The sequence below is a fragment of the Streptomyces recifensis genome (genome assembly GCF_002154615.1).
In the GTDB taxonomy this organism is placed as follows: domain Bacteria; phylum Actinomycetota; class Actinomycetes; order Streptomycetales; family Streptomycetaceae; genus Streptomyces; species Streptomyces griseoluteus.
In genome coordinates this window covers 1-3,042 of sequence record NZ_MUNH01000220.1, presented here as the reverse complement: position 1 = coordinate 3,042, position 3,042 = coordinate 1, and the positions used below count along the sequence as shown (strand labels likewise).

Annotated in this window: 4 protein-coding genes; 2 read left to right on the top strand and 2 right to left on the bottom strand. The window is 73.5% G+C overall.

The window, feature by feature from the left end:
* Positions 1 to 281: ArsR/SmtB family transcription factor (locus tag CCN33_RS13170; protein ID WP_140394529.1), on the top strand; the 281-nt coding region annotated here is incomplete at its 5' end.
* 3 nt (positions 282 to 284) lie between these two features.
* Here CCN33_RS13170 and CCN33_RS13165 read toward each other — a convergent pair.
* Together CCN33_RS13165 and CCN33_RS13160 are read right to left on the bottom strand one after the other, a co-directional pair.
* Positions 285 to 956: a response regulator gene (locus CCN33_RS13165; RefSeq protein WP_030811253.1), complete on the bottom strand. Its 672-nt coding sequence runs from the start codon at positions 954 to 956 to the stop codon at positions 285 to 287.
* Positions 957 to 1,041: 85 nt separating this feature from the next.
* Complete coding sequence (locus tag CCN33_RS13160; RefSeq protein WP_086693818.1) at positions 1,042 to 2,247, bottom strand: sensor histidine kinase; 1,206 nt, start codon at positions 2,245 to 2,247, stop codon at positions 1,042 to 1,044.
* A 178-nt stretch (positions 2,248 to 2,425) separates the two neighbouring features.
* On the opposite strand from CCN33_RS13160, the gene CCN33_RS13155 reads away from it, so the two are divergent.
* The coding region (locus CCN33_RS13155) for an SAM-dependent methyltransferase (protein ID WP_208621740.1) at positions 2,426 to 3,042 on the top strand (617 nt) is incomplete at its 3' end.

Below are 3,042 nucleotides of genomic sequence, written 5' to 3'. Positions count from 1 at the left end.
CCAAGGCCCCCACCGTCGAGCAGCTCACCCTGCGCATGGAGGCCCTCGCCCACCCCGCGCGCCTGCGCCTGTGCCGCCACCTCGCCCGCAGCCCGCACAGCACCAGCGAACTCGCCGACGCGCACGGCATGTCCGCGCCCGAGATATCCCGCCACCTGGCCGTGCTCAAGAAGGCCGGCCTGATCACGAGCTGCCGCCAGGGCCGTTACGTCCAGCACCAGTTGGACCTGGCCGCCGTCTCCCGGCTGGGCAGCGACTTCATCGAGGGCGTACTGCGCTGAGCCCTAGGGCTGCCCGCCCGCCCGGACCAGCCCCGTCTCGTAGGCGAGGACGACCACCTGGACCCGGTCTCGCAGCCCCAGCTTGGTGAGGATGCGGCCCACATGGGTCTTCACCGTGGCCTCGGAGAGGACCAGCCGGGCGGCGATCTCGCCGTTGGAGAGCCCCTGGGCGACCAGCACCATGACCTCGCGCTCGCGCTCGGTGAGCCGGGACAGCTCCGCGTGCCGGGGTTCCTGCACGGCCGAGGGCAGCATCGGGGCGAACCGGTCGAGCAGCCGGCGCGTGGTGGAGGGCGCCACGACCGCGTCCCCGCTGTGCACCGCGCGGATCGCGCTGAGCAGCTCGCCCGGCGGCACGTCCTTGAGCATGAAGCCGGAGGCGCCCGCCTTCAGCCCGGAGAACGCGTACTCGTCCAGGTCGAACGTGGTCAGGATGAGCACCTTGGGCGGCTCGGGCTCGGAGCAGATGCGCCGGGTGGTCTCCACCCCGTCCAGCTTGGGCATGCGCACGTCCATCAGGACCACGTCGACCGGGGTGGTGCGCAGCACCTGGAGGGCCTCCACCCCGTCGCCCGCCTCCGCCACGACCTCCATGTCCGGCTGGGCGGCGAGCACCATCCGGAAACCGGTGCGGAGCAGCACCTGATCGTCGACGAGCATCACGCGGATCGCCATCTGGGGTCCTCTTCCGTGTCCTTCTCGGGGCGTGCGAACTTCGGGTGTGCGGGCTTGAAGTGTGCGGGCGCGTTCGTGACAGGTGTCAGTGCGCCGGTTTCAGCGGGAGCAGCGCGCTGATGCGGAAGCCGCCGCCGGGGCGCGGCCCGGCGTCCAGGGTGCCGCCGACCATGCCGACCCGCTCCCGCATGCCGATCAGGCCGTGTCCCTGGCCGTCCGCGCCGCCCTCCTCGTACAGCTCGTGCGGCGCGCCCTTGCCGTCGTCCTCGACCAGCAGGCCGAGCCCGTCGTCGAAGTACACCAGCCGGACGCTGGCGCCCGCCTCGGGCCCACCGTGCTTGCGGGTGTTGGTGAGCGCCTCCTGCACGATCCGGTACGCGGTCAGCTCCACCCCGCTGGGCAGCGGGCGCGGGGTGCCCTCGACCTTGAAGTCCACCGGCAGCCCGGCGTCGCGGCACTGCTCGATCAGGTCGTCGATCTGCTCCACGTCGGGCTGCGGGACGTACTCCCCGCTCTCCTGGTGCTCACCGGTGCGCAGCACGCCCAGCAGGCGGCGCATCTCGGCCAGCGCCTGCCGGCCGGTGGAGGAGATCGTCTCCAGCGCCTGGCGGGCCTGGTCGGGGGCGGCGTCCAGGACGTAGGCGGCGCCGTCGGCCTGTACCACCATGACCGAGACGTTGTGCGCGACCACGTCGTGCAGCTCGCGGGCGATCCGGGCGCGCTCGGCGGCGACGGCGACCTTGGCCTGTGCCTCGCGCTCCTTCTCCAGCCGGGCGGCACGCTCCTCGAGCTGGGCGAAGTAGGCGCGGCGGGTGCGCATGGAGTCGCCGAGCACCCAGGCCAGCGCGAACGGCACCGTCTGGAACACCGCGAGCGCGATCTGGCCGAGCCCGCTGACCTGCTCGTTCGGCCAGCGCAGTTGGGCCAGCGAGGCCGCGACCAGGCTGGTGGCCAGCGCCAGCCGTGAGGCCCACAGGGCGCCGCTGGCGGCGACGGTGTAGACGACCACCAGCATGGTGAAGTCGGCGACGACCGGCTCGACGTCGAGGATGAGCTGCGCCAGCCCGGTGGCCAGCACCGCGACCAGCATCAGCTCCGGCAGGCGGCGGCGCAGGGCCAGGATCACGCACAGCACGGTGGAGATCGTCCAGGCCGCGGCGAAGGAGCCGTGGTGGTGCGGGGCGCCGTCCATGTTCACCACGCTCACGCCGGAGAGCCCGAGCAGGACGACGGCCCAGAAGCAGTCGACCCCTGTGGGGTGGCGGCGGAGGAAGTCATAGAGGCGCTGCACCTCATCAGCGTAAGGAAACCTGGTGCGCGCACGGGTCAGCCGGAGGGGCGATCCGTGCCCGGCACACGTACGCCGCAGGGTGGATGCCCCGGTCCTCTGTACGCATAGGCCGACCCGGTGGGTGTACGCCTAGGCTGACCCGGTGCGGGAGACATCGGAGCAGGGCTGGCGGGACGCCATGGAGGAGGCGCTGTACGGCCCCCGGGGCTTCTACCGGCGCCCCGAGGGACCCGCGGGTCACTTCCGTACCTCCGTGCACGCCTCGCCGCTGTTCGCCGCCGCCGTGGCCCGGCTGCTGTGCCGGGTGGACGGGGCGCTGGGACGGCCCGAGGCGCTGGACTTCGTCGATCTCGGTGCCGGGCGCGGGGAACTGGTCCAGGGGGTGCTGGCCGCGCTGCCGGAAGAGGTGGCGGCGCGCACGCGGGCGTACGCCGTGGAGGTCGCGGACCGGCCTGCGGGGCTGGACGACCGGATCGCCTGGCGGGCCGAGGTGCCCGAGGCGGTCACCGGGCTGCTGTTCGCCAACGAGTGGCTGGACAACGTGCCCGTGGACGTGGCCGAGACCGACCGGGCGGGCGTGGCCCGGCTGGTGCTGGTCGCGCCGGACGGCACCGAGCGGCTCGGGGAACCGGTGACGGGCACGGAGGCGGAGTGGCTGGCCCGCTGGTGGCCGCTGGCCGCCGAGGAGGGACTGCGGGCGGAGATCGGGCTGCCGAGGGACCGGGCCTGGGCGGCGGCCGTCGGCCGGGTGGAGCGTGGGCTCGCGGTGGCCGTGGACTACGCCCACACCCTCGG